26 protein-coding genes are annotated in these 26,113 nt (G+C 41.5%); 9 read left to right on the top strand and 17 right to left on the bottom strand.

All coding sequences use genetic code 11. The features are described 5' to 3' along the window. The first annotated feature begins 15 nt into the window (after positions 1-15). Complete coding sequence (rplU, locus tag JXR01_01245; protein ID QSH39623.1) at positions 16-450, top strand: 50S ribosomal protein L21; 435 nt, start codon at positions 16-18, stop codon at positions 448-450. 51 nt (positions 451-501) lie between these two features. Here the strand turns inward: rplU and recR are convergent, their stop codons facing one another. From recR to JXR01_01225, 4 genes are all read right to left on the bottom strand, one after another. Next, positions 502-1,107 (bottom strand): recombination protein RecR, encoded by a 606-nt coding sequence (recR, locus tag JXR01_01240; protein ID QSH39622.1) that lies wholly within the window; start codon positions 1,105-1,107, stop codon positions 502-504. A gap of 11 nt (positions 1,108-1,118) precedes the next feature. Continuing rightward, positions 1,119-2,501: a replicative DNA helicase gene (dnaB, locus tag JXR01_01235; GenBank protein ID QSH39621.1), complete on the bottom strand. Its 1,383-nt coding sequence runs from the start codon at positions 2,499-2,501 to the stop codon at positions 1,119-1,121. Between the two features lie 105 nt (positions 2,502-2,606). Next, positions 2,607-4,061, bottom strand: a complete 1,455-nt coding sequence (locus tag JXR01_01230; protein ID QSH39620.1) for a cysteine--tRNA ligase — start codon at positions 4,059-4,061, stop codon at positions 2,607-2,609. Between the two features lie 40 nt (positions 4,062-4,101). Further along, entirely contained in the window at positions 4,102-5,022 is a 921-nt protein-coding gene (locus tag JXR01_01225) for a magnesium transporter CorA family protein (protein QSH39619.1), read from the bottom strand. A gap of 70 nt (positions 5,023-5,092) precedes the next feature. On the opposite strand from JXR01_01225, the gene JXR01_01220 reads away from it, so the two are divergent. Beyond that, positions 5,093-6,400: a S41 family peptidase gene (locus JXR01_01220; protein QSH39618.1), complete on the top strand. Its 1,308-nt coding sequence runs from the start codon at positions 5,093-5,095 to the stop codon at positions 6,398-6,400. A gap of 46 nt (positions 6,401-6,446) precedes the next feature. Then, positions 6,447-6,893 carry a 50S ribosomal protein L9 gene (gene rplI / locus JXR01_01215; GenBank protein QSH39617.1) on the top strand — a complete coding sequence of 149 codons (447 nt, stop codon included), beginning with the start codon at positions 6,447-6,449 and terminating at the stop codon, positions 6,891-6,893. A 61-nt stretch (positions 6,894-6,954) separates the two neighbouring features. Here the strand turns inward: rplI and rpmA are convergent, their stop codons facing one another. Further along, positions 6,955-7,227, bottom strand: a complete 273-nt coding sequence (rpmA, locus tag JXR01_01210) for a 50S ribosomal protein L27 (protein ID QSH39616.1) — start codon at positions 7,225-7,227, stop codon at positions 6,955-6,957. Positions 7,228-7,256: 29 nt separating this feature from the next. On the opposite strand from rpmA, the gene JXR01_01205 reads away from it, so the two are divergent. Genes JXR01_01205 through JXR01_01190 form a run of 4 tightly spaced genes read left to right on the top strand, consistent with a single transcriptional unit; the run spans position 7,257 to position 9,511 of the window. Further along, complete coding sequence (locus JXR01_01205) at positions 7,257-7,628, top strand: hypothetical protein (GenBank protein ID QSH39615.1); 372 nt, start codon at positions 7,257-7,259, stop codon at positions 7,626-7,628. Between the two features lie 38 nt (positions 7,629-7,666). Next, the gene (locus tag JXR01_01200; GenBank protein QSH39614.1) at positions 7,667-8,260 is read left to right on the top strand and encodes a 3'-5' exonuclease; all 594 of its coding nucleotides are present in this window, start codon (positions 7,667-7,669) and stop codon (positions 8,258-8,260) included. Positions 8,261-8,312: 52 nt separating this feature from the next. Beyond that, positions 8,313-9,059 (top strand): slipin family protein, encoded by a 747-nt coding sequence (locus tag JXR01_01195; protein ID QSH39613.1) that lies wholly within the window; start codon positions 8,313-8,315, stop codon positions 9,057-9,059. A 5-nt stretch (positions 9,060-9,064) separates the two neighbouring features. After that, on the top strand, positions 9,065-9,511 hold the full coding sequence (locus tag JXR01_01190) for a pyridoxamine 5'-phosphate oxidase family protein (protein ID QSH39612.1): 447 nt from the start codon (positions 9,065-9,067) through the stop codon (positions 9,509-9,511). Between the two features lie 1,119 nt (positions 9,512-10,630). Here the strand turns inward: JXR01_01190 and JXR01_01185 are convergent. Further along, on the bottom strand, positions 10,631-11,485 hold the full coding sequence (locus JXR01_01185; GenBank protein ID QSH39611.1) for a hypothetical protein: 855 nt from the start codon (positions 11,483-11,485) through the stop codon (positions 10,631-10,633). A gap of 374 nt (positions 11,486-11,859) precedes the next feature. Beyond that, positions 11,860-12,702, bottom strand: a complete 843-nt coding sequence (locus JXR01_01180) for a DUF3800 domain-containing protein (protein ID QSH39610.1) — start codon at positions 12,700-12,702, stop codon at positions 11,860-11,862. Positions 12,703-13,283: 581 nt separating this feature from the next. Here JXR01_01180 and JXR01_01175 point away from each other — a divergent pair. Both JXR01_01175 and JXR01_01170 read left to right on the top strand, forming a co-directional pair. Further along, positions 13,284-13,853: a hypothetical protein gene (locus JXR01_01175; GenBank protein ID QSH39609.1), complete on the top strand. Its 570-nt coding sequence runs from the start codon at positions 13,284-13,286 to the stop codon at positions 13,851-13,853. Positions 13,854-13,857: 4 nt separating this feature from the next. Next, positions 13,858-14,601, top strand: a complete 744-nt coding sequence (locus JXR01_01170; protein ID QSH39608.1) for a hypothetical protein — start codon at positions 13,858-13,860, stop codon at positions 14,599-14,601. Between the two features lie 599 nt (positions 14,602-15,200). Here the strand turns inward: JXR01_01170 and JXR01_01165 are convergent. From JXR01_01165 to aspS, 10 genes are read right to left on the bottom strand one after another with little or no spacing between them, the layout of a single operon-like run. After that, positions 15,201-16,478 (bottom strand): peptidoglycan DD-metalloendopeptidase family protein, encoded by a 1,278-nt coding sequence (locus tag JXR01_01165; GenBank protein QSH39607.1) that lies wholly within the window; start codon positions 16,476-16,478, stop codon positions 15,201-15,203. 6 nt (positions 16,479-16,484) lie between these two features. Next, positions 16,485-17,819, bottom strand: a complete 1,335-nt coding sequence (gene gltX / locus JXR01_01160) for a glutamate--tRNA ligase (protein QSH39606.1) — start codon at positions 17,817-17,819, stop codon at positions 16,485-16,487. A gap of 2 nt (positions 17,820-17,821) precedes the next feature. Beyond that, positions 17,822-18,961, bottom strand: coding sequence for an undecaprenyldiphospho-muramoylpentapeptide beta-N-acetylglucosaminyltransferase (murG, locus tag JXR01_01155; protein ID QSH39605.1), 1,140 nt, complete (start codon positions 18,959-18,961; stop codon positions 17,822-17,824). 39 nt (positions 18,962-19,000) lie between these two features. After that, on the bottom strand, positions 19,001-20,104 hold the full coding sequence (ftsW, locus tag JXR01_01150) for a putative lipid II flippase FtsW (GenBank protein QSH39604.1): 1,104 nt from the start codon (positions 20,102-20,104) through the stop codon (positions 19,001-19,003). Between the two features lie 4 nt (positions 20,105-20,108). Further along, entirely contained in the window at positions 20,109-21,170 is a 1,062-nt protein-coding gene (locus JXR01_01145; GenBank protein ID QSH39603.1) for a hypothetical protein, read from the bottom strand. Between the two features lies 1 nt (position 21,171). Continuing rightward, positions 21,172-22,056, bottom strand: coding sequence for a D-alanyl-D-alanine carboxypeptidase (locus JXR01_01140; protein ID QSH39602.1), 885 nt, complete (start codon positions 22,054-22,056; stop codon positions 21,172-21,174). A gap of 22 nt (positions 22,057-22,078) precedes the next feature. Further along, positions 22,079-22,636, bottom strand: coding sequence for an SMC-Scp complex subunit ScpB (locus tag JXR01_01135; GenBank protein ID QSH39601.1), 558 nt, complete (start codon positions 22,634-22,636; stop codon positions 22,079-22,081). Further along, positions 22,629-23,351, bottom strand: a complete 723-nt coding sequence (locus JXR01_01130) for a segregation/condensation protein A (GenBank protein ID QSH39600.1) — start codon at positions 23,349-23,351, stop codon at positions 22,629-22,631. The genes JXR01_01135 and JXR01_01130 overlap by 8 nt, the downstream gene beginning before the upstream one ends. Positions 23,352-23,399: 48 nt before the next feature. Then, positions 23,400-24,782 (bottom strand): leucyl aminopeptidase family protein, encoded by a 1,383-nt coding sequence (locus JXR01_01125; GenBank protein ID QSH39599.1) that lies wholly within the window; start codon positions 24,780-24,782, stop codon positions 23,400-23,402. Positions 24,783-24,787: 5 nt separating this feature from the next. Next, complete coding sequence (gene aspS / locus JXR01_01120; protein ID QSH39598.1) at positions 24,788-26,113, bottom strand: aspartate--tRNA(Asn) ligase; 1,326 nt, start codon at positions 26,111-26,113, stop codon at positions 24,788-24,790.

The raw sequence follows: 26,113 nt of genomic DNA, 5'->3' as shown, positions 1-26,113 counted from the left end.
TAATATTGCGCCACTATGGCTGAAAAGAAGGTTACAAAGAAAGAAGACGAAAAAAAGGCAACACCCAAGAGTGCTGCTAAGAAAGTAGCAGCTAAGAAAGCTACACCTAAGAAAGAGGCTGCAAAAAAGTCTAGCTCTTTTGCAGTGATTGCAACTGGAGGTAAGCAATATATTGTTCGTGAAGGAGATGCGCTTAATGTTGAAAAATTAGATGGCGAGCACAAAGAAGGGGCAAAGATTGAGTTTACTGAAGTACTTCTTGTAGATGACGGCAAAACAACCAAGGTAGGAGAGCCAACTGTTTCAGGTGCGAAGGTAACTGCTGAATTTGTTGAGAACGCACGAGAGAGAAAAATATCTGTTATTCGCTTCCGTTCAAAGAGTCGCTACTTCAAGAACCGAGGACATCGACAACCGTATACCCGCGTAAAGATCACAAAGATAGGGTAACCAAAATAAATTACTTGTATATAAAAAAAGCGCTGCCTCTGGCAGCGCTTTTTAGACTCTGTTTTTCAACGCCTGCTTCAAAGTAGCAGCATCAGCATATTCAAGCTCAGAACCAGTTGAAAGGCCACGTCCAAGAACAGTTACCGTTGCCCCAGTTAGTTCAGGGTCTTCTTTAAATTTAGTAGTGAGATAGTCGGTTGTGTACTCTCCATCAGGCGTTGCAGAAAGGGCGAGAATTATTTCTGTAAGTCCAAACCCATGTTTCTTTAAAAAAGCAGTAAGTTCTTTTTCACGTATGTAGCTCTTTTTGCCAGTTAGTGAAAATGTTCCACCAAGAACAAAGTATCGTCCAGTGTACGCACCACTTTTCTCCATTTGCTCAACATCGGTATCTTTCTCAACAAGCATGAGTAGATCATCGGCACGGCTTGAATCAGCACACAGGTCGCATATTGGGGTCTTAACGTGTAGCTGCGCATATCGTAGACAGCGAGAACATTGTTTTACCTGTGCGGCAGTATTTTGAATAGCTCGTATAAATGTATTGCGGTATCCCTCATTCTGGCGCAGTAAGAAAAAAACAAACCGCCGCGCTTGTCTCGGGCCTATACCAGGGAATTGGGTAAATAGTTCTGTGAGTGTATCGAGATCGTTCATACTAAAACATCCTAGAATTCATCGTTCTGATTATTAGTGTCATTACTTTCAGCAAAATCTCCAAAGTCATTTTTTTCGATTGTGTTGAACGTTGCTTGTTCATCGTTGAAGTAGAGCTCAATACGTCCTACGGGACCGTTTCGGTGCTTTTCAACCATAATATCAGCAATGTTAGGGCGGTCTGAGTTATCGTTCATTTTGTCATCGCGGTGAATAAACATCACCACATCGGCATCTTGCTCAATAGAACCTGAGTCACGAAGGTCAGAAAGACGTGGGTGATCACGGCGTTGTTCTACAGCACGAGAAAGTTGTGAGAGGGCAAGAACTGGCACATCAAGTTCACGAGCCATCCCCTTAAGAGAACGGGATATTTCAGTTACCTGTTGCACCATAGAATCACTTTGGCGAGTTGCACCAGGAACAATAAGTTGTAGGTAATCAACAACAATTAACGAAAGACCTTTTTCCGCTTTAAGACGTCGTGCTATTGAACGCATTTGTAACACGGTACGTTCTGACTTGTCGTCAATATAAATTGGTGCCGAAGAGAGGCGATCCATACCATTACGAAGACGGTCGTATTCTTCGTCAGACGATAAATTGCCTGTACGCAAACGCCAACCATTTACGTTAGATTCTGATGCAAGCATTCGGTCAGTTAGCTGCTGCGCGGACATTTCCAATGAGAAGAAACCGACTGAATTGCCATGCTTGATGGCAGTTTGTCGGGCGATATCTAGCGCCAAAGATGTCTTACCCATAGAAGGGCGAGCGGCTAAAATAATGAGGTCTGACTTCTGAAATCCAGCAAGTAAGTTATCTAAATCTTTGAAGCCAGTGTGGATACCACGAATTTCATCTTTATTTTCTTGGAGTGACTCCAGTCGTTTCCATGCATCTTTCAACTCTTCACCAATTGAAACAAATTTTTGTAGCGTAGAAGTATTCGCAATCTGAAAAATTGTAGATTGTGCTTCGTCTAGAAGCTTGTCTATTTCACCATCTTCTTTGTACCCGAGTTCTCCAATATAGTCCGCTGCGGTAATCAGTTCGCGGTGAATGTGTTTTGCTTTTACAGCTTGAGCATAGTGCAGTGCGTTTGTTGCAGCTGGTGCTGCTCCTGCAAGTTCTGATAGGTATCCGCGACCACCAATTTGTTCAAGTTTCTTTTGTGACTCAAGGTTTCCAGATAGGGTAACGAGATCGATAGGTTCACCTTTGTTAAAGAGTGCGAGCATTCCCTCAAATATAATTCCGTGTTTTGCTGCATAGAAAGAATCAGGTACAACCATGTCTGACATGTCGTACATAGCATTTGGCTTGAGCATTATCGCACCAAGAAGAGCGCGTTCGGATTCTAGATCTTGTGGTGGTATACGAGTCTCAGTCATGCAGAGATTTTAGCACGTTCCATCTTCCGACCCCACTATTGACGACATGGGGGTATGTGAATCGCGTGTGGATAGTACTCAAATAAGGCTGTGTTAAGGGAATGTCTACGCCTCTTTTTTTGATAGTTTTGGTCCCTCATCAGTATCTTCTATTTCATACCCCTCTGCATCCAATTGCTCTCGCAGTTCATCAGCTTTTTTGAAATCCTTTTGTTCTCGTGCGTGTTCACGCTCGTCTATGATTACTTTTACGTTTGTAGGGATATCTGAAACAGAGAGTTTTTGACCACCGCCATGTAGAAGTTTTACCATTGACTCATCAGATTCATTTAACCCAAGGCCAAGAACGGTATCGAAGTCTAGAAGTGTCGCGCGTTTGTCTTCCACCGAGACAGAATCATCTTTAACAAGCTCCCATACCAAGGCGATGGCCTTTGGTGTATCTAAATCTGAATTTATAAATGTATGGAATTGTTCTTTGTATTTTGAATCTACAACACCGAGTGCAACATTCAGTTCATCTACAAAATATCTGTGCAGTTTCTTTAGCGCTGTGTGTGAGCCCTCAAGCGCATCCCACGTGAAGTTTGCAGGAGTTCTGTAGTGTGCGGTAAGAAGCCAGTATCGGTATGAAAGGGGAGAGAAGCCACGGTCGATAACCTGGTCGAGACTTATAAGGTTTCCGATTGACTTACCCATGCGCCGGCCTTCTACATTTATAAATGCATTATGTAACCAGTAATTAACAAATTTCTTTTTATTCACTACTTCGCTTTGGGCAATTTCATTGTTGTGATGAACAGGGATGTGGTCGATTCCTCCAGTGTGTATATCAATTTGACGCCCAAGAAGAGCACGGCTCATTGCAGAACATTCAATATGCCAACCAGGAAAACCAATACCCCATGGTGACTCCCATTCTTGTTGTCGTTGTTGGTCTGGGCTAGAAAACTTCCATAATGCAAAATCTGTCGGATTGCGTTTCTCTTTGTTTGCTTCGACGCGAGCACCTTCTTCTAATGCGCCAGTATTGATACCACCTAATTTTCCGTAGTCTTTGAACATGGATGTGTCGTAATATATGCCATCAGATGTTTTATATGCATAACCAATATCTTCTAGCGTCTGAATCATCGCTATCTGCTCGTTGATGTATTCAGTAGCACGAGGGAATTCTACTTTTTCGGTATCAATGTTAAGACGTTGTATGTCTGTGAAAAAGAGTTCAGTATATTTCTTCGCAATATCTTGTGCTGACTCACCTAAGTTGGCCGCTGCTTTTTCCAGACGGTCTTCACCAGTATCTGCGTCCCCTTCATTATCACCAGTCAAATGTCCAACGTCAGTTATATTTATAACCTGCTGTACCTCGTACCCGTTGTATTCAAGCGTCCGTCGAATAATGTCAGATAGTACATACGAGCGCATGTTGCCAATATGCCCGCGGTCGTAAACAGTTGGCCCACAGCTATACAGTCGAACCTTACCTTCCTTAAGGCTTTTAAAAGTCTCAGTTTCTCTCGATAGAGTATTATAAAAAAGAATTGGCTTTATCTGCATATTGTTTATAGCCATCACTATATACTAGGTAGGTGCCTTTCTACAACCAACGTTTGTGGCGGAAAAAGAGGAACATAAAGAAAGTTGCACACGCCATTAGTCCTATCACAATCCAGAAGTCATACTCACCTCCTACAAAAGGTGTATGGAGCGTATTCATCCCAAAAACAGAAGCAACGAGTGATAGCGGGAACGTAACGAACGCAAGAATGGTAAAAATCTTCATAACTTCGTTTTGCTTTGTACTCAATAGGGAGTTGTTTGTTTCTCTTAATTCAACCATCGTCTGCCAGATACGCGTCGTATGCTTGCGTGAGCGATAGTACATGTTTTCTATGGAACGTATTTGTGACGCGTACTCTTTTCCTGCAAACTCGACAGTTAGTTCGCTGAGAGAACTTAAGATATCTTGATGAGGGTCAAGACCTTGTTTAATATTTAGAATATCGCGTCCAGCTCGTGAAAGTGCCTCAACCATCTCACGCTCTCGTCCTTCAAAGATTTCTTTCTCGATGTATTCAAGTGTGTCTCTAATTTTATCAATATCAACATCAACAATACGGTAGAGACGTTTTGTGAGTAATAAGAAGACATCAAAAGCATTTTCGCTAATATGACCTTCTTCTAGTGAAGAGTTAACCTCGAACACTTTCCGAAATTCTACGAATGTAGTCAGCTCTTCGTAGCGTGTTGTGATAATAAAGTTCTTTCCAATAATAAAATCAACTTCATGCTCAGGTGCTACTGCAGTGTGCTCTGGGTGTTGCAGTGTAGGGAAATGCAAAACGAGATAGAGATATTCATCGTACCTCTCTGTATGAGGACGAAGTGTTGGTGAGAGAAGTTCGTCGGCAACTGATGGGTTGATACCGAATTCATTTGCTACGCGGCGTACTTCTTCAAGTGTCGGGCATTCAAAATCTATCCAGACGAGGTCTTTGTATTCATGGCGATGTAACATTACCTGTAAGTATACTGTACGAATTTGAAGCTATTGGTTTTATGCGTGTATAACCAGCTGAGAATTTTGAATGCAGATAGCTACATGGCATAATAGTGCGATGGTAGGTATATCACTTCGCTCCGTATTCACCGGAGTCCTCATAATCACCATTACATTTGTGGCTGGTGTTTTCGTAGGTGGCAAAGGTGTTTTGGCTGAACAATTTAATCGTTACGGACTTTCAGCGTTTGCTGCAGGTTCTATAGCAAGTACGCAACCTGCTGCTGTTGATTTCAATCCGGTATGGCGGGCGTGGAATATTCTTGATGAACGTTTTATTGATGCCTATGCGACAACAACTGTACAAACTGCAACCACTACAGAAAACAGTGAATCTGAAAATGACCAGGAAAGAGTATGGGGTATGATCACCGGTCTTGTTGAGTCTATGGGTGACCCGTACACGGTATTTTTGCCACCGACAGAAGCAGAAGTATTTAATGATGATATTAGTGGTAGTTTTGAAGGGGTGGGAATGGAAATTGCAATTCGTGATCGAGTGCTTACTGTTGTCTCGCCCTTAAAAGGAACTCCTGCATATAACTCTGGTATAAAAAGTAGTGATCGAATTATCGAAATTGACGGGCAGTCTACAAAAAATATGGGCATAAACGCTGCAGTTAGTCTTATTCGAGGAGAAAAGGGTACTGATGTTGTGTTTACTATTGTCAGAGAAGGTGAGAGCGATATGCTCGAAATAAGTGTAACGAGAGATACTATTGAAATTCCAACTATCGAAACACAACGACGTGCTGACGGTATTTTTGTTATCGAACTGTATAATTTCTCAGCGAAGTCTTCCGAGTTGTTTCGATTAGCATTAAAAGAATTTGCAGCAACAAATTATAAGAAACTCATTATTGATTTACGTGGGAACCCAGGTGGGTACCTCGACGCTGCGGTAGATATGGCAAGTTGGTTCTTACCGAGTGGCAAGATTGTTGTCACCGAAGACTATGGAGGCAATGGCGAAAATAGAATTCACCGAAGTCGTGGATACGATGTATTCAATGATGATTTAGAGCTCGTAATCCTGATTGATGGTGGTTCAGCTTCCGCGTCTGAAATTCTTGGAGGTGCATTACACGAGCACGGTGTTGCAACTTTAGTTGGGACACAGAGTTTTGGTAAAGGATCTGTACAGGAACTTATAGATATAACACCTGAGACGTCGCTGAAAGTCACTATTGCTCGATGGCTTCTCAAGGGAGACGTTTTCATCACACAAGAGGGTATTGAACCAGATATTGTAGTGGAGTTCCCAGAAGATGAAGAAGAAGGTGTAGAACGAGACTACATTATGGAGCGAGCTGTAGAGTATTTACATTCTAAGTAGATGGAAGTACTCTTGTGACTCGATTAATTAAATACAGAAAAGATATATGAAAGTAATACTTTTAAAAGATGTAGCAAAAGTTGGACAAAAGGGTGAAGTAAAGGAATTATCAAATGGATATGCTCAAAACTTTCTTATTGCGCATGGGCTTGCAGAAGTTGCGACAGACGCGAAAATAAAAAATGCACAGAAAGCAGAAACAGAACGAGCTTCGAAACAAGAAGAAACAAAGGCTGTACTGGAAGGAAGTTTAAAAAAACTAAAAGGAGAAGGGTTGGTTATTCGAGCAACTACAAATGAAAAAGGGCATTTATTTGAGGCTTTGCACGCAGATATTATCGCCGCTCATATTAAAGATGTTGTAGGTGTTGAAGTTGAAGCTGCTTCAGTTGTTATTGATACGCCAATTAAGGAAATTGGCGAACACACAGTACATGTTCAGGTTGGTACTACTAAAGTTCCGGTAGTACTTTCAGTACAAACAAAAGAGTAGAACTAAATAAAAAACAAAAAACACCCACGAAAGTGGGTGTTTTTTGTTTTTTATTTAAAACTTAGAGAACGTCTGCAACCTTCTTTATAACTGTATTTCCGTCGAAACGTATTTTGCGAGCACTTCGGAACTTTACAGTACCTTCAGCAAGTGCGAAAAGAGTGTGGTCTTTTCCAAGCCCTACGTTCTTTCCAGCAAGAATCTTAGTTCCACGCTGACGTACGATAATAGATCCGATCTGTGCACTCTGGCCATCCGCTAGTTTAGTTCCCAAATACTTTGGGTTTGAGTCTCTTAGGTTTTTTGCCGAACCTCCGGCTTTTCTATGTGCCATATAATATAAATGTAAGGTATGATGTCCGCATGGCGAACTGGTGGCAAAGTATACTTGAACGAGTCTTGCAAATCAAGGCCGAAACTGGTGATTGGGCACAAGATGTTCTTTTCGCACTGATTGTACTTTTTGTAGGCATTTCAGCATTTGGTTTGGGCAGATTGTCTAATTACGAGGATGTACAACCTGCTGTACGTTTATTTGATGCCGAAACAGACACTAAGGAGCCAATATCTATCGGTGGGCTATTTGTAGCATCAAAAAATGGTAGCAAATACCATTTTCCATGGTGTTCAAGCGCTCGGACTATGAATGAAGCAAACAAGATATGGTTTGCTTCTATCGAAGAAGCACGTAGTGCAGGATATTCTCCAGCAGGAAATTGTAAAGGTTTGAAATAAGTTGGTAGTTTTTAGCTGGTAGTTTATAGTTAAGCGATATGTTGATTTTAGATATAGAAGCGTCAGGAACAGAGTCAGATAAGCACTCCATTGTGAGCCTTGGGGCACTCGACCTCAAAAATCCCGACAATAGATTTTACGAAGAGTGTCGTATGTGGGACGGAGCTCATGTTATGGAAGGAGCACTCGAGGTAAACGGATTTACAGAAAAAGAGATTACTGACCCAACAAAGCAGACAGAAGCAGAAGTAATCGAAAAGTTTATTGCATGGACGGAGCCGCTAGAAGACAAAACATTCGGTGGACAGAATGTTTCTTTCGATAGAGATTTTGTAAAAGCGGCGTGTTACCGAGCAGGGATTAACTATCCGTTTGCACACCGTACAATCGACAGCCACTCACTTGCATGGATGCACATCATTAAAGGGGGAGGTGTCCCACCACTCGACGCTGAACATAAGCGTAGCGCACTAAATCTCGATGCAGTCTTAAACTACTGCGGTATTCCAGAAGAGCCACAACCACACAATGCGCTCACGGGTGCGTTAAGTCATGCTGAGGTAATAAACCGACTGCTATACAACGAAAAACTACTGCCCGAATTCGACCAATTCGATATTCCGTGGCAATAGAAGCCTGAAAAGACTATAATAGGTTTATATTAGACTAATACTAAATGTGCGTATGGAATTTTTTGTACTTATAATCGTAGCTATTGGTATCGCGGTCGCAGTATTGCGACAAATCAATCAGTACGAACAGGGGCTTATGTTTACTATGGGGCGCTTTACTGGTTTGCGAAAAGCGGGGTGGCGCATCGTTATACCTGTATTCCAAAAAATGAGAAAGGTAGATATGCGGGTAAAGGCAGTAGATGTACCGCAGCAGCAAGCTATTACGAAAGACAACATCTCAGTGGGCGTAAATGCTGTTATCTATTATAAAGTCTCAGATGCAGATAAGGCTATTCTTAACGTAGAAGATTTCTTCTTTGCCGTAAGTCAGCTTGCGCAAACCACTATGCGAAACGTGGTAGGGGAGGTTGAGCTTGACGAGCTTCTTGCAGGGCGTGAGAAAATTTCAGATAAAATCCGCATAATTGTTGATGAGGCGAGTGATGACTGGGGAATTAAAGTCGATAATGTAGAGCTCAAAGACGTTGTACTTCCAGAGAATATGGAACGAACAATTGCAAAACAAGCTGAAGCAGAACGAGAAAAACGAGCTGTTATCATTAAGGCTGAAGGTGAGGTAATATCAGCCGACAACATGGCAAAAGCAGCCGATATTCTGGCCTCTGCACCTGGTGCACTTCACTTGCGAACACTGCAGTCACTAAACGATCTTAGCTCAGACCAGAGCAACACAGTTGTGTTCGCTATGCCGATAGAAGTTCTTCGAGCATTTGAAAAGGTAGGAAGCAGTAAATAGAACTTATGGAAGAAAAGACAAACGAAATCTTAAAAGATGAGGCCCTTAGTTTCTTAGAGGGACACAGAAAGATGGTACTTACTGTCTTAGATATTGAAAAGCATCCAAACTCATCACTCATGCTCTATGCTGTGGATGATGACTTTACTATCTACTTTGGTACCTGTGAGTGCTTCGGGAAATATAAAGCATTGCAGGCTGACAACCACGTATCTGTTGCTGTTGTCCAAGAGAGTATTGACCCATTACAGGTTGTAGACATACAGGGTATTGCAGAAGAAATACCACACGAGAAAACAGCAGAGAGACTTGCATGGTTTACTGCAAAAAACCCAGCAAAGTACTATGTGAAAGATAGGGAGGACTTTGTGATGTTTAAAATTGTTCCTTCTGGTGTACGGTGGCTCGATGCAACAAGTGGGGAACTGCAAATACACGATTTAGAACTGTAAAATGGTTAAAACAGCAAAAAACAAACACCTCAATAAATTGAGCGACCAATTTTTCTTAATACGCAGTGTTTAGAAATAATGGAAGTACTCCTGCGGTGGCGTTCATTCATTTCAGGTTTATATTAAGCCATTATCTCACTAAATAAAATAGAAAGAGCCCAGCTCAATCACACGTATATAAAACACTGTGAAGAGCTAGGCTCTCCAATTCAACTCAAATTTAGACTAGGAAAAAATCTAGCCCAGCACCAATGAGAAGCAAGATGAAGACCCACGCCGCTTTCTCAAGTAACGACATCCCTGCGTGAGGGATAAGGTGAAAACCGTGATTTGACATCTTCTTTTCCTTGTATTTGTTGAAGTGGATGCATATTCTGCACCCACGGTAGGGTAGTTGTCAATGAACATTGACTTTTCAAGCGATAGCAAGCATTATAAAGAGGATCGGCGCCGTAGCTAATCACGCACACCCCAAACCCTTGCGCCCAGACTTCTGTCTGGGCGCCTTTTTATATGTACAGAATATAAGTAGATAATTAAACTCCCATCAAATGAGGAGTATGGCAGGGAAGTAGCACCACCACACCACTTATGATATAAAAGAAGAAGCCTTAATAGAGCAGGTGAATTGTTTTCATTTGTCTGGCTGAAGTCTCAGAGGGTGTATGCAAATTGCACCGCGTACTCTGAGACTTTTCTATTTGGGTGCGGCGATATTGAATAAAAACAGTAAAGGACTCAGCCTGGAATCATGAAGCTGAGTCCTTCCACATGTACTCAGGTTTCAATCAGCTCTCTGCTCAAACGGCTTGGATAATCATCACGATGATGTCACCAATAACCGCAAGAATGACGAGTGCTATAAGAAAATCTGCGAGATTCATTTGAAACTCCTTGCTGTTGTGGAGGTGTACTATACCATGTCTATACTGTATGTCAATGATAAGGAATTGGCAGTGCGGCGGGGTGGGGGGAGGTGACGCACTAGCGTTGTTTTGCGACACCTTTTATATGAATGATGAAATAAAGAAAAAAGGGGGGGTGATTCAAAAGAAATCGAAATCATTGGAAATATATATTTTCCTCCATTTATGGATCCGAATTGGCACAGAAAATCCTTTAATCGTTCTTCTTGTAGCGATTAAAGGCTGTTCTTTTGATTAGGTCTAATCTTTCTCCAACTTTCTTTTCCAAAGATTTGTCGATAGACTCCTGCATGACAGCAAAATCATCAGCTGCTCCCTTTTCATATTTCCAGCGCCATACTATCCAACCAAGACGTCGCATTTCTCGCAATTCTCTGACAGCAACTTGCAACTGAACAAGTTCTTTAAGGTAAATCGGCATATTGTTTTTAGCCCAATATTCTTCGATATACGCTTTGAATGATTCAAGGTTCTGAGCGTACATGGAATTCAAGTCCGTCGTAATTTGTGAACCAGGAGTCATTTTCGAGCCCACCAAAGTTAGCTGCAGTTCGTACGTTTTATCATATTGTCTTCCTATGTCTGCGACCATAGGATCTAGCTCCTTAGAACGTGAATATACGAGTAGTAAGTTATTATCTATGTATGCAGTTTTGGTGCTCAATTTAATAATCTCCTCAGGAAGTTCGTAAGTAAATAGAAGAGGAACAAAAGCTCTTGCAACAAATTCATCTTGCTTTGCTGTCTGCGTGACAGAATCTATTAGTTTCTGCAAGCTTCCGCGTACAAATGTATGTAGAGTATTATCAATTTCACTTAAGTTCACAACAGCTAGCGAGAGGCTCTTATCAAGCCGTACGAGATATGCATAATATTCGTCCTGTCGTTTTCCTATAAAATAAACTATGAGTGGGGCAGCGGCTCCAATAAGTGCACCTACAATTGTTTGCCATTTATTTAGAAAATCTACTACGAGTTCAATTCCTAGAAGTATTCCCAAAATTAATCCTGCTAGGAATGAAAATAAATCTGCTAAATCAAATTTCACAGATGAATCTTACCATAAGAATTAAACGAGCCAGTTAAACACAATCTGTAATAAACAGAGAATGTTTAAATTATTTTTGGATTATACAATAAAGTAACCTCAAAAAAATAAAATTAAAAATCTTTTGAATATTTTTAATTTTATTTTTTTGAGGGAGGTCTGTCAAATTACGAATGTTAATAAAAAAAGAACGAATTGTACACAGAATGGCCAAAATATGGCTCTGTTAAGCGGTCGGAACTATCCCCAAATTCTTGTAATAAGACATATTACATGATATATTCTAGGTATGGGCACCACGCCCCCGAGTCCGCGTTGCGGGCTGGCAAAATCCCCAGTTTCGACTGGGGATTTTGTTATCTAAATTTTGCCATCTACCGAGAATCAAAACAGCTGTATTTGATCCCCATACTATCTAAATCAGCACCAGGCAGGAGTGCGTCTATTAGTTTTTTTCTTTTTAATAAGCTTTGATAGGGTGGATAATCCTTATAATAGCCACCTCGAACCATTGGGTATAAATATATATCCGCAACTTGAACTAGAGGAGATTTTTTCTCGTGACGTTTAGGTTCTCCGAGCACAACTTTTTTGAAATCATCAGGACTAAAAGCCCCATATTTAGAAGAATTGTCATTATTAAATGGCATCCCAGTATCTTTAAGGTCTTTAGCGTATTGTAATATTGCTTTGTTTTCATTCGTACCAGCGTTTTCAAAAACGACTCTAAGATACCCATCTTTGGAATGAACATATTTAGCTACTCGTTCAATTAATATAGAGTAGGCAGTTCTACATAACCACCAACGTTTTTCCCCATACGGTTCCTCATATCGTTTGTTGTATCCAACTTTATCAATCACTGCTGCGAAACCAATGACAGGTATTTCATACAAAAACTTTTCAAGATCAACCATAAATTCTTCCCTGGTTTTAGTGTCAATAAGCCAAATAAAGTTTTTGCGAAAACGACGAATTTCTGTTGAATGAAGAGGGTACGTAAGCCTCCATTTTTTTCTGAGCTCTTTATACTTAGTGATTGCGAAATCACGGTCAGTTTTCTTGATCAGAATTCCTCCTAGAGCAAAATAGTCCAATCCATCATCTCGTTTTGGATTTTGTGGTACATGGGAGAGACGCTCTCCTGAATCATCAATATATAGATAGTAAGTGTTCTCATCCGTAATAGGAATTGCTGCCTGTCGTTCTTTTAACATATCCTCGCATACTACGCCTCGATGTAGGTGGAATGCAATAGGGTGGATGTGCGAATGGGGATAGCTTCACCCAAACACCACAACAGGGTAGGGAAACACATTGCAAACCATTAACCATTCAAGTATAAATGTACCTGCGAGGGATATAGGTTTTGGTAGGACCTCCCTCGTAGTTCTTGCATAATAGCGACCAGGTGCAGGGACTGACCCCTGGGAGTTGAATCTAGTGTGTTTCGATGACGCGTATGATTCCTCCTGGGGGTTTTTATATGGATATCAAAAAACGCACAAGGAGTAGAGTATAGTGGGGATCGGTTTTTACAAGCGCTATCATTGTTGCGCATCCCCACACTCTAAACCTTGTGCGTTAGCCGACTGTGTCGCCCTTGCGGGAAGTGATGTGGTGGCCAGTACACATCAACCAGTACAAGAAATGTATCAGATTGTTCCGTGGTGTTCAATGGATGCGGCGGGGTGGGGGGAGATAAACTGTAGAGGTTTAGGTCAAGAAAAAGACATCAAACGACTTATGCACCTATTGAACTTGATAATGTCCTTAAACAGTAGGAATATGTCTTTATATGGAAAAGGAAAAAACACACGCAGTCTTCTCTCTCAACGATGGAATATTTGAGGTTATGGGGACAGAGAAGTTTGTAAGGGAGATGATAGAGTCTTTTGATAAAGAGATTCGTAACACGATTGGGCAGGTTAAAACAAAAAAAGTAAAGAACATTCCAGATAAGGACAATCATAAGGATGATATCGCCGATGAGCATATAGGAGACGATGATTTTGAGGATATCGCCCAGTTGGTAGATGGTGAGATTAGGCTAGTTTATGACCTTCAACATAAAAACAATGATAAGAAAAATACACAAGAAGCAGCATTAATATACTTATATTTACTTGAAAAACTCACTGGTGGTGACGAAACAAAAGACTCAACGTCGAAAATTAGATCTCAGTGTGAAAAACAGGGATGCCTTCATAAAAAGAATTTTGCTGCACACCTTAAAAGCCAGCCAAAGCTGATAACTATTTCAGGAAAGGGAAAGGATCAGGTTGCCGCTCTTTCAAACCCAGGAAAAAAGGAGGCGGTAAAATTAATCAAGTCCATTCGTTCAAACGATGAATCCGATAGTTCATAAATTTTTGCAGTCAGCATATGGAAACGATATTGCTGATAAATTAATACAGTCTTACACAGAGGTTGAAAACAGTTTTGCTATTAGAAAATGGAAGCCGTCTGAACTTGATGCAGGTCACTTTGTTGAAGTAGTACGCAGAATTATTGAGATAGAGCTTAATCTTAAGCGAACACCATTTTCTCAGTCTCTAATACGATTTGATGAGAGGGAAATAAAGCGTTATCAAGACGCATCAGGGGATATTGCGTTCAGGCAATTTATCCCAAGGATTTTGTGGAGCGTCTATAATATTCGCAATAAGCGCGGCGTAGGACATGTTCCTGGGTTAGTTTCAGCAAATGAAATGGACTCTACGCTGATTCTGTATTCTATAAAATGGGTCTTATCTGAGATAGTTCGATTAAAATCAAATTTATCAATTGAAGATACTCAACAAATTGTTAATCAAATCACAGAGCGGCAAATTCCACTGCTTTGGAAAAATGGGTCGCTAGTTAGGGTGCAATACACTGGGTTGAAGACAGAGGAAGAGGTGCTGGTATTGCTTTTTTATAAAGATGAACAACTAGATGTTGAGTTGTTTGAATCAATTGAATATAAAAATGAACATCGGTTTAAGAAAGAGGTGCTTACTGAAAAGTTGCATAAGACACGTTTGATTACATATAGAGAAGGCGAGTGCATGTTGATGGATACAGGCCGCATAGAGGCAGAAAGAATTATTCAAAAATTTGCAGTAGGTATTTGAGACAGGGTAGAGGACACCCCTTTTTCAGTAGGCACGATATCAGACACCTCATCAAAATGAGAAACAGGATTCGGTCGGGTTGTGGGACGTTTATACTTCATTATTTACTCTACTTAAATGTAGAGCATATAATGTTTTCTTCCTAGTCTTCCTTTAACAGGAGAGTGACGGGAAAGAAGTGTTATACGCCCTACAATATATCTTTTGCGACATCACGCAATGTAAGAATGGCTGTAGTGATGCGGATGTGCGGATTAGGTTTAATCCATCGCTTTCGACGACTATTGTTACTTCTTTTGCACTCTTTTGTTTTACGTTCGTTTTTATACTTTTACTATTTTTTATTTTCAAAATTTTTTGTTCGGATTCGCATATTTTTCTATCTATAAAGCTGTCTCTATATCAGGATGAAACTCCCTGAAACCTTCGTGTAAACTTTTGGTACACTTTGATACCTCTATCGCCTGTCTTGGAGCTCTTCTGCCTCCCAAAAATTGTGCGACATCACTTCCTTATGATGCATTGTATGCAGAGAAACCTAGGATAGGAAACTAATTCCGCCGCAAAGTGTCTGAAGAACTTATCTGCTAGAAATCGTACTAAAGATAATCGAGAGGGTTAAGATATCCACTCCATGATGCTACTGGAATTTTTGCATCTGCGCAGTTTGTTCTTGATTTAACGTCGCCAAGTCGTACGACTTGTACAGCGTCACTGGCGTACACAGTAAAGTGAAGATGAGGGCCGGTCGAGAATCCTGTGTTACCTGAGTAGCCAATAACTTTTCCAGTACCAACAGCTTCTCCTGGACTTACGTTTATATCAGATAAGTGAGCATAGAGCGTTGCAAGACCATTTACGTGCTCAATAAGTATCCACTTACCGTAGGAATAACATCCTCTGAACGCATCTGTGTTCCCTGTTGCTTTTACGTTTCCTGAGAGGGTGGCTTTTACTGGTGTACCAATTGCTGCACGAAAATCTACCCCGTTATGGCCACTCCCGTTGTATGCACCAGAGCTTGCAAACTTCGTGTTTCCGAAATTCTGTGTAATGGTTACATTTGAAAGAGGCCAACTGAGCACACCCTTCCCTGCTGGTGGGATTGTTGTCGGATCCAAAATGTATTGTAATTCAGCTTCAAAACTTCGCAGTTGAGCTTCGAACTCTTCTTTAGCCTGTCGTTTAATTGCTATGAGTTCTTGGTAGGTAGATTCGCGACTTTGAGTTTCTTTAAGAAGGTTGTTTTTTGCTTGGCGGTTAATATCCAAGGAGCGTTTTTGTGTAGACAATTCTGTTTTGTGCTCAACAAGAATACCTTGTTCTATTTCTTTTTTTGTTTTAACGTCTTCAAGTTGTGTTTTTTGTTCCGCAAGAATTTCCACTTCGTTTCGTACGACAATTTGGAATTGCTGGATACTATCTAGGTCATTCCAGAGGTTTGAAATATCGTCGCTTCCGAGGATTACCTCAACGAATGAACCAGACTCGGTTTCGTGTATCCGGCGAAGTGTTTCAGCCAACGCGTCCTGATTTTGGCCTATGAGTATTTCTTTCGCATCGATATCATCTGAAAGTTCACTGATGCTAGAATTTGTTGCGTTAATTTGACGCTGTGCGAGAGAAACACTTGCACTCACTTTTTGGCGAGAGACATCAAGTTCTTTAACGGCACTTTCAAGTGTCTGTTTCTCTCTTCCTATTTCAGTCAGTTGCTGCTCGTACTTTTTGATTTCTGTTTCAATTTCAGCGATTTCGCTTTGTTGTTCGTTTATCTTGTCTCGAAGATCGTCTGCATTTTGGGCATCACTAAAGACTGGTACCCATAGTGTGGCGATTAAAAATCCAACAAATAAACTTCGAATGGAAAGAATCATAGATAATTATTCTAACAACTGTATGCCATTTTGTAGACGATTAAGAACCTCTTCCTTTCCAAGAATATAAGCTACAGTAAATGGGTCGGGTGACTTTTTTTGACCGGTTAGCGAGAACCGTAAAGGCCATAAAACCTCTCCTTTTCCCTGTTCCTCAGCATAGGACCATAATTGTTCCTTGATGCTCTCAGGAGTCCATTTTGAGGCATTTTCAAGCGTTTTGTAGGCATATTCTAGGTGCTTTTTGATAGTTTCAGCGGGAGTCTCTTTCCAGAGAATATCTTCTGCTTTTACTACTGGTTGATTAATAATCCAGTTAAACTCTCCTTCATTAAGCATGGTAGTAATATCTGAAAATTTGTGCACCCGCTCACGTAATATACTCTCTACTATTTCATCGAAATTAGGATGTCCTGCTATTTTTGAACCGTCAGCATGTGCCGCAAGGAATGCACTTACATATGCTTTGTATTCTTCTGTTGGCAGTTCTAATAGGTGGTGTTTGTTTACAGAATCAAATTTTTCGTACGAGAACGACGCAGGAGAATTGTTTACGCGTTCAAGGGAAAATTCTTTTATGAGTTCTTCTTTGGTAAAAAACTCACGGTCATCTCCAGGGTTCCACCCTAATAGTGCGAGGTAGTTAAGAATTCCAGCGGGTATGTAACCAAGATCGCGAAATTCTTGATATGTTACCGCACCATGTCTTTTTCCCAGTTTCTTTTTATCGTCCCCGATGATAAGTGGAAGGTGGGCGTATGTTGGTATTGTTCCACCGAGAGCTTCAATGAGAAGAATTTGGCGTGGGGTTGAAGTTATGTGATCTTCTCCGCGAATCACGTGAGTAATGCCCATCTCTAAATCATCTACTACTACTGTGAGATGGTAAATAGGATTTGTTTCGGAACGAGCAATCACAAAGTCACCAAAGTCCGTTGTGTCGATAGTTATTTCTCCTCGTACTAAATCGTTGAAAGTGATTTTCTTATTCGGGTTGCGGAAACGAATGACATGCTTCCCTGCCTCCCCTTCTGATTCTTCTGCAACGTAGGCGAGGTCTTTTTCGACCATTGCTTGTAGTGCGTCTACGTACTTTTGAGTTCGTTCAGATTGACGGAACGGACCTTTGTCGAAGTCTAATCCGAGTTCACTAAGTGCCTCGAGTGCTAGCGCTTCGTGCTCAATACCGCTTCTCTCTCTGTCTGTATCTTCAAACCTCATTACAACTTCCCCACCACTTTGTCGTGCGAAGAGATAATTAAAAAGAAGTGTACGGATGTTTCCGATGTGAAGACTTCCAGTTGGGGATGGCGGAAAGCGAACTATTATTTTTTCTGACATATCTATTCTTCGTGCTTTAGTGCGGTATTTATAATCATTCGGGCTATCTTCTTTGCAGCCTCTGGTTGTGCAAAGCGTTTTGCAGCATCGGTCATATCTGCTTGGATCTCAGGACTTTCCATAATTCGATCGATTTCAGCAATAAGTAGGTTCTTTGAGAGATTTTTCTGTTTCATAACAGTAGCAGCTCCTTCGCGAGCATACGCGAATGCATTTTTTGTTTGGTCATGAGATATATCTTCCGGTAATGGAATGATTATTGCAGGAATTCCCCACGCTGCAGTTTCAAATATACTTCCAGCTCCAGCCCGAGCTACAACAACAGAGGTAATACCTGCTGCCATACGCATTGCAAGTGTGTTCAAGAAGCCAAATGGACGATATCGATCTTTGTTTGGATTATCACGCAGAGAAACGCTTGCAATACCACGTACATGTTCGATGTTGTCTTTCCCTGTTTGGTGGATTACCTGATACTTTTCTAGTAATTGTGGTAGTGCATCAAGAACCACGGAGTTGATTGTCTGAGCTCCTTGTGAGCCACCAAGTATCAGAAGTGTTGGTATGTCATCTTTTAGATTTAGATATGAATGGGCTCCTTCACGAGCTGGTTTGAAGAGAACGCGGCGAATTGGATTTCCAACAAGTGCGAATTTAGATCTGTCAGTTCCAGGGAAATACTCAGAAACTCCCGGGAAAGAAATGGCGACTGCTCGAGCCCATTTTGAGGCAATAACATTTGCCCTACCTGGATGTGCATCTGATTCATGAACTATCACAGGTATACGAAGAATACGTGCAGCAAACGTAGTTGGAAAAGCAGCATAGCCACCTTTGCTGAATACAACGTCAGGATATAGGAAGAACAATTGTATTACTGATTGAACTACACCCACGGTTACTTTAATTAAGTCGAAAGCATTTCGTATTGAAAAGTAGCGCCGCATTTTACCAGCACTCGTTTTCTTCCAGGTAATATTTTGTTCAGCAAGGGCTTCATAATCCAAGACACTCGGACCAATATAGTACAGTTCAGGACTGAGGAGCTTTTCGTCTTGTACAATTTCGTGTATTTCTTCTGCTACAGCAATAATGGGATAGAAGTGTCCTCCCGTGCCGCCACCTGTAAAAACGATTTTCATTCCACTAGTATAACCGCACGAAGGCCACTAACAAAGGGTTTATTTTGCATATTTCGAAACATTCAAGATTACTCCCATGCTTGCGAGCATAACGAGCATGGCTGTTCCGCCGTGGCTAATAAATGGCAAAGGTAAGCCAGTAAGAGGTATTACACCAAGCATAGAAGCTATGTTTATAAGCGCTTGTGTACTAATAAGAAGCGTAAGCCCTATAACCACTAAACCTCCAAAATAATCAGGTGCACGGACGGCAACCCATAGTGCGCGAATAACAAGCGCAACAAAGAGCCCGAGTATTAAAACTGCACCAATGAAACCAAACTCTTCTGCTGCAACTGCAAACACTGAGTCCCCTGTTGGTTCAGGCAGATAGCCAAACTTTTGAACGCTTTGGCCAAAACCACGGCCGGCAATTTTTCCAGAACCAACAGCAATAAGAGATTGCTTTATTTGGTAACCAGACCCGAGTTGGTCTTGTGCTGGATGCATGAAGGTAGTGATACGATCGAGCACATACGGACGGGCTGTAACAAGGACACCAAGAGCAAGTATGGCGACAAGTATGAGGATTCCAATATCTCGCCATTTAGCACCGGCAGCAAAAAACATGCCAACCGCTGCAGCTGCTATTACTACAAGTGTGCTCGTATCTGGTTGAAGAAGAAGGACGATAGCTGGAACAAGAAGTATAAGTGCAAACGGAATAAGACCGGTTTTAAATGAACTGAGTTTACCGCGCATATTTGCAAGATAAGTTGCAAGGTAGAGTATTGTAGCAATCTTAAGTATTTCTGCTGGTTGTATAGATACTAAGCCAAAAAGAGATATCCATCGTGTTGCACCACCTGAGGAGAACCCAAAAGATGGTACAAAAACAAGCAATGTAAGGATTAAGGCGAAAATGAAGAAGTAAATTGAATACTGTTTAAGAAATCGATAATGAATGCGACTTACAATAAAAAGAGCAACTGATCCAAGTCCGATTCCAAGCACGAGCTGACTGAAGGCGACAGAAGAGAAACGCGCGCCTTCGCGAGCAAGAAGACCAAGAGAGGCAGAGGAAAACAAAAAGAATCCTACAAATACAAGTAGCGCAATAATTATAAGAAGTGGTCGGTCTATTTTGTTTCCGACGCCGCGCATAACCCTATCCGATGAGTGCTAAGACGACACCAAAAAAACCAAAGACTGCACCCAGTACCCAGTACCGCATAGCGACTTTTGTACTTGGCCATCCTAATGCTTCAAAATGGTGGTGTAGGGGGGCAACTCTAAAGAGTTTTCGTTTCCAAACCTTTTTTGAGAATTCCTGAAGAATCACACTTGCAACAGTAGCAACGAGTAGGAAGCCAATCACTGGGAGAACGGCAATACCTATACCATCACCTAACGTATCTGTCATAAAGGCTACCGTAGCGAGCGTAAGAGTGAGAGCCATGGTTCCTGTTTCTGTCATAAAGAAACGAGCCGGTGGTATGTTAAACCATAAAAATGCCAAGATTGCTCCAACAAGCATCGCAGAAAATGCCGCAAGATCGATTTGGTTTTGTGCTAGTGCGATGACTGAATACGCGGTAAAAATCATAGCAAACACCCCCCCTGCTAATCCGTCGATACCGTCGATAATACCACTTGCATAGATTGCCAAAGTCACCAGGACGAAGAATGGAATAATCAACCATCCAATCTCGATAGGTTCACCAAAAGGTACTCCCACAGATATAATTTCCAATTTTTCATAAAACCACCAACCAATGAAGAGTGCGACTCCAATTACCACTGTAAGGCGCCGCCTTAGAGAAAGGCCATTACCATTGAAATAGATGTCCAATATATCATTCAGAAGACCTACTAACGCACCGGTACCAAGTGCAAATAGTGGTATCCATGTTTGTGCACGACTGAGGAAGTCCATTTTTATAGTTTCTGCTGATGGCCAGATGAACGAAACAAACCAAAATCCGAAGATGGTTATAAGTGCACTCATCCAAATAATAATACCTCCCATACGTGGTACTTCACGTTCTCGTTCTTTGTGGAGCTTATTAAATTCAATTGCTTCCGTTCCTTCTAGTGTTTGCTTGCCAGGCTTCTTCTTCCAGGCACCGTGTCGATATAACTGCTTTGTTAGCAAAGGTGTAATAAGAATTCCAATTGTAAAGGCTACAAGTGTTGGAGTAATTATCTTAATAATGTTTAGAAGTTCCATATCATTTAGCAGGGGTGCGCAGTGTTGCGCGTGTTAATTTCACAACATCATTGAAGCGCTCTTCGAGCGTTGAGCCTAACACAACAATTACAAAAGGATGTCCTGGTTCTGATTCAGTAACAACAGCAAGATTACCCCCAGCTAAATCAGTAAAACCAGTTTTTCCGAAGACAAGACCAGGAAGCTGCCCAATTGCCTTATTTGTATTTTTTGCTTCGTACTCCAACCCTTCTGCACTGTAATACGTACGTTCTGAGATTGCAGTGGCCATGAGTGTATCGGGTGCAACAGCATACGCATGAGCAAAGAGTGCTCCTATATCTTGTGCTGACCCATACGCACCACTGAATGCAATGCTGCTATCTAAACCTGTTTCATTAAGGAAGTACGTTTGTTGTAATCCAATTTCGCTTACTTGTTCGTCTAGCAGCGTCACTATTTTCTTCCCTGTTTCTATTTCAATACTTTCAGCAAGAGCTGCTGCGCCATCATTAGATGATGTCATCAGTGTGTAATCAATCAGATCACGTACTCTCCATGAATCACCTATTGTAAATCCCCAGTCGCCTTCTGGTGTCAGCGCATATGGAGTAATCGTAATCATTTCTTCTGGATCAAGATATTTTTTAGCCAATAGTGCAACAGGAATTTTTGCGATTGACGCTAATGGTAACTGAGCTTCTGCATTTTTTTTGAAAAGTGCCTTTCCTTCGTTTATATCAAAAACATACGCACTCTTTGCCATGACAGTAGTGTCAGAGAAATCATATGGTTGTTCTACTGCTAGCACTACTGAAGCTTGCTGTGTTGCTGCTGCTTGGGTAAAGAAAATATTTAGTGAACTTGCTATTAGTCCCACCCCACCTATAAGTGAAAATAGCGCCATATATCTTAAGAATGCATTTGAATTATTGTTCATCGTGTAATTGTTGAATTTCCAGCTGCTCTTGCTCGTTTAGTGCAGACGAGAGTTCTGAGTACTCAGGAAGCTCATGGTATGAGGAAATTCCTATATGAGCAAGCAATTCGGGGGTAGCAGTGTAAACCCATGCCCGTGTATCTGTCGTACTGCGTGATCGCTCTAACAGTCCACGTAGAACAAGCTGACGCAGTGTACCGCTTGAATTGACCCCGCGAATATAATCAATTGTACTACGAGACGTACCGTTCTTGTACAGAACTATGGATAGCACCTCAAGCGCTGCAGTTCCGATGTCTTTTTCATCATCTTTTTGCCGCAGCTCCTTCAAAAAATCTACATACTGTGTTGCAGTTCGCAGAGATAGCGTGGTGTCAGTCTCAAATAATTCTATCCCCTGCCCTGCAATAATTTCTTGGAGCGTTTTTTGTGCCTCGATAAGATGACTTGAACTAATACTGAGGACAGTCAGTATTTGACTTTTCTTCATTTCGCCACCGTGCGCATAAAGCACAGCTTGTAATTTGTGAGGAATAGTATTATCCATAGTGTGGTGTGTCTACATCTTCGTGGTTCATTGTTATGTCTGAAAAATTTCCTTGTTGCTGTGCTCCTAGTGTACCGCGTTTTACCAATTCTAAGAGTGCCAGAAAATGAACAATAGATTCTACTCTGTCAGCTTTAGATGTTAGGTTTTTGAAAGAGTCAGTAAAAGCTGACTGCATACGTGTAGTAAGGCTATCTATAATATCTTCAAGTCTAATTTCGCGTGCTATTTGAGCAATAGGAGCTTTTGTAAAAGTTGGAATAGCTTCCATTACTTTCTTTAATGCCAGAAGTATGTTCGACTCGGTGATGTCATTTGCTGGCGCAAAAATAACCTCACTCTTTTGCGGATTTTTTGGTAAGTACGCGCTTTTACCCCAGTGCGCTCGTAGTAATTTTGCAGCGTGGCGTGCATGGGCATAAAGCTTTAATCTGTGCTCAAGATCACGTATATCTTCTTCCTCATCAGTAGTAAGTGCTAGTGAAGGTAATAGGGCTCTCGATTTTATAAGAAGTAATGTCGATGCGATAACTACAAATTGTGCTGTTTCAGAAAGAGGTATGTGGGACCTGTCTTCTATATATTCGACATACTCATCTGCAACTGTCGAAAGAGAAATGTCACTAACCTCAAGTTTTCGTCGTTCAATAAGATCAAGAAGAAGTTCGAGTGGTCCTTTAAATTCCCCCACTTCTAGTGTAAATACCGATGCCATGTTTTGTATTATACCGTGTAGTTGGAGCTTTTAGTTGTGTATAGTGAGTTAGTCTTGGGCTAATGCAAGAAGTAGGCGCATTGGCTCTCCTGTTGCACCGTCCGCGAGTTGGTCTCCTTCTACTGCCTCCATGCGAGGTGCAATATCTATGTGCACCCATGGCTGCTTTTCATCTACAAATTCTCCTAAGAACATACCGCCATTTATTGTGCCGCCATAGCGTGTTCTTCCGATGTTTGATATGTCTGCAACCTTACTTTCAAGTTCTGGTTTAAAATCATCCCATAAAGGTAGCGGCCACGTATAGTCACCGACAGCATTTCCTTTGAGATGTATATCCCAAGCTAACTTTTCGTCGCGCGAAAGAAGTATTGAAGCAGACTGACCCAGTGCGACTAATGCAGCACCAGTAAGAGTCGCGACATCTATAATAAGACCCGGTTTATGTTTTTTCTGTACGTACGTAAGCGCATCAGATAGCACAAGACGACCTTCTGCGTCTGTATGACGTACTTCTATCATTTTTCCTGACATCCCTTTGAGAATATCCCCCATGCGGTAACTTTCTTTGCCAACAGCATTTTCAGCTGCAGCAACCACAGCCACAATATTCTTTTTAGTTTTTAATCGTGCGGCAAGGATAATTGCATGCATTACCAGTGCACCTCCTGTCATATCCATATGCATACCCATCATGGCGTCTGCCGGTTTGAGGCCCAGTCCACCTGTATCGTAGGTGATACCTTTTCCTACCAGGGCCAAAGGTTTTTCGCCTTTTTTTCCTCCAGAATATTCAAGTACGATAAATTGTGGCTCATGCACCGAACCTTGGCCTACACCAAGAATTGCCCCCATGCCTAGTTTTGTCATTTCCTTTGTACCCAAGACGCTTACTTTTAACCCAGCGATACCTTTTGCAGCTTTTTGTGCAGCGAATGAAATCTTTTTTGGTGGCATATCGCACCCGGGAGTGTTTGCAAGAGTTCGTGCAGCATTTATCTCTTCTCCAATAATAGTAGCGCGTGCTAGTGCTGACTTTACAGTGGAAAGACTCTTTGTTGGGACATCAGTGAGAAGAACATCTTTGACTGTTGGCCATCCATTTTTTGGTGTTGTCTTGTATTCAGTAAAAGAGTAGTTTGCAAGAAGCATTTCTATTGCGATGCGCTCTGCAAGTTCAGCATCAGAAAAATTAGCAAGCACAGGAAACTGCGTGAATTCATCCCAGGCTATGGTTAGTTGTGGCGCGCGATGCATATGTGCAGTACGCACTACACTTCGTGCAAGGCGTGAAAACTTTTTCATTGAAATCTTTTTTGCACCTTCTACACCAATACGGATAGTATCTTCGCTTACGCGCAGGGTTTCTTTCGCATCAAAAGAAACCTTTACGTGCTTTTTTGTAGGACTTTGGTTAATGTGGAATTTCATATACGTTATTCTGAAAGGCGAGTATCAATGCGATTCATGTCGCGAGGGAAGAGCGTTGCTTCACGGATATTTTTTAGACCAAGCATAAGTTCAGTTACACGTTCAAGTCCGTTACCTGTACCACCGTGTGGTGGCATGCCGTACTTAAATGCCTGCAGATAGAAAGAAAAGAGGTCTGGGTTCATTCCCTTTTCCTTTATTTTTTCTATCATTTCGTCATGGTCATGTACTCGCTGTCCTCCGGTGGTGATTTCAAGACCGCGGAACAATAGGTCAAAACTTTTTGTAGTCCCTGGTTCGTCTTTATCTTCGTATGTATAGAATGGGCGCTTTGATACTGGATAATGTGTAATAAACACAAAATCAGAATCATGGTTTTTGAGAGCCCATTCAGATAGCTGTCGCTCATGCTCTGGTTCTAGGTCTGGTTCGCCAACTGCTTTACCTCCAAATTCTTTCTCAATGATTTCTTGAGCCTCGCTTAATTTCAGCACTGGGAACTTTTCTGGAGTTTTAGGTGCTTCAATGCCGAATCGCTTCAGTATGTCAGCATGACGTTCTGCGATTGTTTTAGAAATGTAAGTGTAAACGGCTTGAGTCATTTCCATTACATCTTTGTGGTCCTCAATGAACCCCATCTCAAAGTCCAAAGAAGAATATTCAGAAATATGTCGCGATGTCGCATGTTCTTCTCCTCGGAATACTTTCCCGATACTGAAAACTCTTTCAAAAACTCCAACCATAATTTGTTTATAGAGCTGTGGGCTCGTTGCTAAGTAGGCATCCTTATCGTTATAGTAATTCACTTTAAAGGCCGAAGCTCCACCTTCAGCATCTCCACCTACAAGCGCCGGCGCTTGGTACTCAGTAAATCCATTATCTCGTAGGAAGCCTCGGAACGCTTCAGTTATAGTTGCTTGAATTGTAAAAACGTCTCGCGCACGCTGTGTTCGTAGTGTTAGCGGCATGTTGTCGAGGTAGGTGTCGAGATTTAATTCAGCTTCCATATCAAAGGGAAGTTCCGCAGCTTCTGAAAGAATTTGCAGATCCTCTATGAGTAACTCTACATCCCCATTTTGCTCATCCTTGATCATTTTTTCTGGCCGCTCAGTAACAATTCCCTGGATACTTACTACCCACTGTTCGCGTAATTTCTGTGCCTTTGTGAAAGCCTCAATGCCATCTTTTATAATAGCTTGCACTGTGCCACTTCTATCTCGCAAGACAAGAAACATCAATTTCCCGTGATCGCGTCGAACATCTACCCATCCTTTGATGTGTACCTTTTTTCCTTTGTGTGCTGAAATATCTCCGATTGTGGTTCTTTCCAT

The organism is Candidatus Kaiserbacteria bacterium, assembly GCA_017134395.1.
GTDB lineage: Bacteria > Patescibacteriota > Minisyncoccia > Phycocordibacterales > UBA2100 > UBA2100.
This window is presented reverse-complemented; position numbering and strand designations above follow the sequence as displayed.

What these genes read in the sequence shown, in the direction of transcription:
- rplU (QSH39623.1), top strand. Translation starts at nt 16, where the DNA reads ATGGCTGAAAAGAAGGTTACAAAGAAAGAAGACGAAAAAAAGGCAACA.
- recR (QSH39622.1), bottom strand. Translation starts at nt 1,107, where the DNA reads ATGAACGATCTCGATACACTCACAGAACTATTTACCCAATTCCCTGGT.
- dnaB (QSH39621.1), bottom strand. Translation starts at nt 2,501, where the DNA reads ATGACTGAGACTCGTATACCACCACAAGATCTAGAATCCGAACGCGCT.
- JXR01_01230 (QSH39620.1), bottom strand. Translation starts at nt 4,061, where the DNA reads ATGCAGATAAAGCCAATTCTTTTTTATAATACTCTATCGAGAGAAACT.
- JXR01_01225 (QSH39619.1), bottom strand. Translation starts at nt 5,022, where the DNA reads ATGTTACATCGCCATGAATACAAAGACCTCGTCTGGATAGATTTTGAA.
- JXR01_01220 (QSH39618.1), top strand. Translation starts at nt 5,093, where the DNA reads ATGCAGATAGCTACATGGCATAATAGTGCGATGGTAGGTATATCACTT.
- rplI (QSH39617.1), top strand. Translation starts at nt 6,447, where the DNA reads ATGAAAGTAATACTTTTAAAAGATGTAGCAAAAGTTGGACAAAAGGGT.
- rpmA (QSH39616.1), bottom strand. Translation starts at nt 7,227, where the DNA reads ATGGCACATAGAAAAGCCGGAGGTTCGGCAAAAAACCTAAGAGACTCA.
- JXR01_01205 (QSH39615.1), top strand. Translation starts at nt 7,257, where the DNA reads ATGGCGAACTGGTGGCAAAGTATACTTGAACGAGTCTTGCAAATCAAG.
- JXR01_01200 (QSH39614.1), top strand. Translation starts at nt 7,667, where the DNA reads ATGTTGATTTTAGATATAGAAGCGTCAGGAACAGAGTCAGATAAGCAC.
- JXR01_01195 (QSH39613.1), top strand. Translation starts at nt 8,313, where the DNA reads ATGGAATTTTTTGTACTTATAATCGTAGCTATTGGTATCGCGGTCGCA.
- JXR01_01190 (QSH39612.1), top strand. Translation starts at nt 9,065, where the DNA reads ATGGAAGAAAAGACAAACGAAATCTTAAAAGATGAGGCCCTTAGTTTC.
- JXR01_01180 (QSH39610.1), bottom strand. Translation starts at nt 12,702, where the DNA reads ATGTTAAAAGAACGACAGGCAGCAATTCCTATTACGGATGAGAACACT.
- JXR01_01175 (QSH39609.1), top strand. Translation starts at nt 13,284, where the DNA reads ATGGAAAAGGAAAAAACACACGCAGTCTTCTCTCTCAACGATGGAATA.
- JXR01_01165 (QSH39607.1), bottom strand. Translation starts at nt 16,478, where the DNA reads ATGATTCTTTCCATTCGAAGTTTATTTGTTGGATTTTTAATCGCCACA.
- gltX (QSH39606.1), bottom strand. Translation starts at nt 17,819, where the DNA reads ATGTCAGAAAAAATAATAGTTCGCTTTCCGCCATCCCCAACTGGAAGT.
- murG (QSH39605.1), bottom strand. Translation starts at nt 18,961, where the DNA reads ATGAAAATCGTTTTTACAGGTGGCGGCACGGGAGGACACTTCTATCCC.
- ftsW (QSH39604.1), bottom strand. Translation starts at nt 20,104, where the DNA reads ATGCGCGGCGTCGGAAACAAAATAGACCGACCACTTCTTATAATTATT.
- JXR01_01145 (QSH39603.1), bottom strand. Translation starts at nt 21,170, where the DNA reads ATGGAACTTCTAAACATTATTAAGATAATTACTCCAACACTTGTAGCC.
- JXR01_01140 (QSH39602.1), bottom strand. Translation starts at nt 22,056, where the DNA reads ATGGCGCTATTTTCACTTATAGGTGGGGTGGGACTAATAGCAAGTTCA.
- JXR01_01135 (QSH39601.1), bottom strand. Translation starts at nt 22,636, where the DNA reads ATGGATAATACTATTCCTCACAAATTACAAGCTGTGCTTTATGCGCAC.
- JXR01_01130 (QSH39600.1), bottom strand. Translation starts at nt 23,351, where the DNA reads ATGGCATCGGTATTTACACTAGAAGTGGGGGAATTTAAAGGACCACTC.
- JXR01_01125 (QSH39599.1), bottom strand. Translation starts at nt 24,782, where the DNA reads ATGAAATTCCACATTAACCAAAGTCCTACAAAAAAGCACGTAAAGGTT.
- aspS (QSH39598.1), bottom strand. Translation starts at nt 26,113, where the DNA reads ATGGAAAGAACCACAATCGGAGATATTTCAGCACACAAAGGAAAAAAG.